At 42.8% G+C, this 3608-nt stretch carries 4 protein-coding genes; 2 read left to right on the plus strand and 2 right to left on the minus strand.

Annotated elements, in window-relative coordinates:
• Together JGK16_RS32310 and JGK16_RS32315 are read left to right on the plus strand one after the other, a co-directional pair.
• On the plus strand, positions 1-1027 hold a 1027-nt coding region (locus tag JGK16_RS32310; RefSeq protein WP_293193967.1), incomplete at its 5' end, for an RNA-guided endonuclease TnpB family protein.
• Between the two features lie 121 nt (positions 1028-1148).
• Positions 1149-1931: a DUF475 domain-containing protein gene (locus JGK16_RS32315; protein ID WP_293186448.1), complete on the plus strand. Its 783-nt coding sequence runs from the start codon at positions 1149-1151 to the stop codon at positions 1929-1931.
• 630 nt (positions 1932-2561) lie between these two features.
• Here JGK16_RS32315 and JGK16_RS32320 read toward each other — a convergent pair.
• Positions 2562-2927: a DUF2500 family protein gene (locus tag JGK16_RS32320; protein WP_293193969.1), complete on the minus strand. Its 366-nt coding sequence runs from the start codon at positions 2925-2927 to the stop codon at positions 2562-2564.
• Positions 2928-3131: 204 nt separating this feature from the next.
• The gene (locus JGK16_RS32325) at positions 3132-3506 is read right to left on the minus strand and encodes a transposase (protein WP_293193971.1); all 375 of its coding nucleotides are present in this window, start codon (positions 3504-3506) and stop codon (positions 3132-3134) included.
• Between the last annotated feature and the right edge of the window lie 102 nt (positions 3507-3608).

Here is a 3608-nt window from a genome sequence, read left to right on the forward strand (position 1 = left end):
AGTCATGAGCAAGCACGCTGGAATAGCGAGGTTTACTTATAACTGGGGATTGGCTACTTGGAGTAATCTTTACAAAGATGGATTGAAGCCCAACAAATACCTGCTCAAGAAATTCTTTAACAATCATGTAAAACCTGAGTTTACATGGATTAAAGAAGCGGGAATTTGCCAGAAGATCACTCAATATGCTTTTGACAATCTAGGGGATGCTTTCACTCGGTTCTTCTCCAAAAAAGGTGAATATCCCAAATTTAAGAAGAAGGGTCATCATGATTCCTTCACGATAGATGCAGGTGGCAAACCAATCCCGGTAGATGGTACGTCCATAAACCTACCAACCATCGGTTGGGTAAAAACCCAGGTCGGATTGCCTCACACCACCTGCAAGTCAATTACAATATCTCGAACTGCCGACAGTTGGTTTATTGCTTTTGCTTACGAACAGGAGCATGAACCAACTGTAAAGCAACACGATGCGGTGGGTGTTGACTTGGGAGTTAAAGAGTTAGCAACACTTTCAACGGGTGTTGTTTTTCCTAACCCAAAGCATTACAAAACGCATCTCAATAAGTTGCGTAGGCTGTCAAAGGAGTTATCGAGAAAGACGAAAGGCTCTAGCAATAGATTTAAGGCTAAACAAAAACTAGCGAAGCATCATGCAAAAATAGCAAACCTCAGAAAAAATACTCTTCATCAAATCACTACTTACTTAGGCAAAAACCACGCAACGATAGTAGTAGAAGATTTAAATGTTTCGGGGATGCTAGCCAATCACAAACTAGCTCAAGTCATCGCTGATTGTAGATTCTATGAATTCAAACGTCAACTGGAATACAAAGCTAAAAAGTTTGGCTGTGAAATAATCATTGCTGACCGCTGGTTTCCTTCGAGCAAGACTTGTTCAAACTGCGGACATATTCAAGATATGCCACGGGCAGAAAGGACTTACAACTGTGGAAGTTGCGGTCATTCGATGGACAGAGATTTGAACGCAGCAATTAATTTATCGCGCTTGGCTAAAACGTGAAAGCTTACCGAGGGATAACCGCTCCCATGCTCCCGATGAAGTAAGAAGCAAATGTCTAGACTTGTCTAGGATTTGTATAGCAGCTCGACCCTTGCAAATCGTTAGGTGTACAAAATAATTAATGCTAGATCAATTTCTCGAGGCTTCACCCAATTTGGGAGTTGACACCTTTTTATTATTGTTGGTTTTGGTAGCTTTGGAGGCGGTGCTTTCGGCTGACAACGCGATCGCCCTGGCATCTATTTCCAAAGGTTTAGAAGAACCCAAGCTACAGCAACAAGCTCTCAACATCGGTTTGATAATTGCTTTTGTACTGCGAATAGCACTAATTTTAACGGCGACTTGGGTGATCCAGTTCTGGCAGTTTGAACTGCTGGGAGCCCTGTATCTGCTGTGGCTAGTTTTCCAGCACTTTGCGTCAGAGGCTGACTCTGATGGAGAACATCACGGCCCCAGATTTGCGTCTCTGTGGAAAGCAATTCCAGTAATTGCTCTGACGGATTTAGCTTTTTCTTTGGATAGCGTTACAACTGCGATCGCGATTTCTGACCAAACTTGGCTGGTGTTGACTGGCGCGACAATTGGCATCATAACCCTGCGATTTATGGCAGGCTTGTTCATCCGCTGGCTCGATGAGTTCGTACACCTTGAAGATGCTGGCTACATTACAGTCGGTTTCGTGGGAATGCGATTGCTGGTGAAAGTAATTAATGAGAGTTTAGTACCTCCCCAGTGGCTGGTAGTTTCTTCTATCGCCTTAATGTTTGTCTGGGGATTTTCTAAGCGCACTCCCGAGGCATTAGAAACTGTAGAATCTCTTGCAGAATCCGCAGAAGTTGCTGTCAATCTGCCGGATGCAGAAGTTGCAGTCCCGGAAGCGCAAGCACAGAAGTCCGAAATTTAACCTACTTTCATAAAAATCAATACGGGATGCGGGAAACAAGCGTGACTTTAGTCCTTCCTAGGGAAGCGGCTCGGGGGACTTCAGTCCCCATGTTCTTTCTTTGCTATTTCTATTAAAATATTGTATTACGATCGAGAAGTGAGTAAGAACAACCATCTACGTGTTGAAACATCCTAGTTGGCGTGAAATTCCCGCCCCTGGAAACAACGGAAAGAGTGCAAACTTGATGACAGTATGACAGTAAAGGGCAAGTAATAGCAGGTTGTTGAGCGTACCGCATCAAGGCCGAGCGTGATGGACTCGGAAAGCGTTGAAACAGTAAAAGTAACTGGAAACCTAAATTTAATTTAGGTGACTAAGTAGACGGCGTTTGATGGTCGTAGCGGGAGTAAAACTTAAAGCTTACTTTGTCAGCAGAATCTCAGCGGCTTTAGCCCGCTCGAGTATCAATTTGATACAAGTCGCTTAAATCTGTCAATCTAAACAAACTGAAGGCAGATTAAACTTGGCAACAACCTCACATCCCCGGACAAACGTCACGGGGTGTTTACTCTTTTATCTTGTAAAACCACGATTTGAAATGTTGCATATTGAAGCTGAGAGGTTTGCCAAGCTTTAAACATCAACTGGCTATGTCAAATCTCGATCGAATCGCTTAAACAAAGTTGTCATAGAATCAAGTTTTCCTGGAGCGCTACCCGGCCAAATACTATAAAAAAGTGTTCCTCGATCGTCCTGGGCCAGCATAGCATAATCGTGAGCATATAAAACAATCTCTGCTCGGCTGCGATCGGAAAATTCAAAGGTTACATAATACATTGTTCCGAATGACAGACCAGGTAAGTGATGCTGACGCTTGGTAACGACACGAGCCTCTCTAGAAATACTTGGCAAGGAAGCCTTTACCTTAGCAGACCATGCACCAAACCATTTAACAGACCACACAATCAATAGAAGGAGCGCTATTACAGGAAGGAAGACTATAAAGAATTCCATAACTTAGATTCCTTTGTCTAAAGGTACTAGCCTTCTCAACAACCAAATAGACTAACTATTAATTAAACTGACTTTATATTTACTTCTAGATTCTAATGGATAAAAACATAAAATGGCTAGTATAGATCACTGCCGATAAGTAGCTATACAACTTTTCTCGATCGCACGCAACTACCAAACTTCGACGGCACGTTAGTGAACTACCTACTCCAACTGAATCACAGTATGGTGTCGGCTTCCATCCTCAGTGGGAATTGCCTCTACAATCGTGGATTTTTTACGTCCCGCAGATCGCTTTGGTCTGACATTCCCTCCGATGGCAGCAGCGCTAGTTCCTAACGCCAAAATCCGCAAGCCTTCATTTCTGATATTGATCGCAGCATTGATATCGCGATCGTGTTTTTTTCCGCAGTGAGGACAGTCTACAAAGCGAACATTCAAGCTATCAAATCCTTTCTGAAGCATCGGGATCGGTAGCAACTTTTCAGCGCATAACTGAGAAGAAGGAAAGAATCTGTTGATTTCAACATAATTACGATCGCACTCTTGAGCTTTGTATTTGAGCATGGTGAGAAACATTCCCCGGCTCTCCAGAACTTATGGTGATAATTTTATCTAATGCAAGAAACAAGCTAATACGCGATTTCTAAAATTATCAAAATTAGAAAAGCCATACCCTTG

The organism is Microcoleus sp. PH2017_09_SFU_O_A (genome assembly GCF_020738625.1).
GTDB lineage: Bacteria > Cyanobacteriota > Cyanobacteriia > Cyanobacteriales > Microcoleaceae > Microcoleus.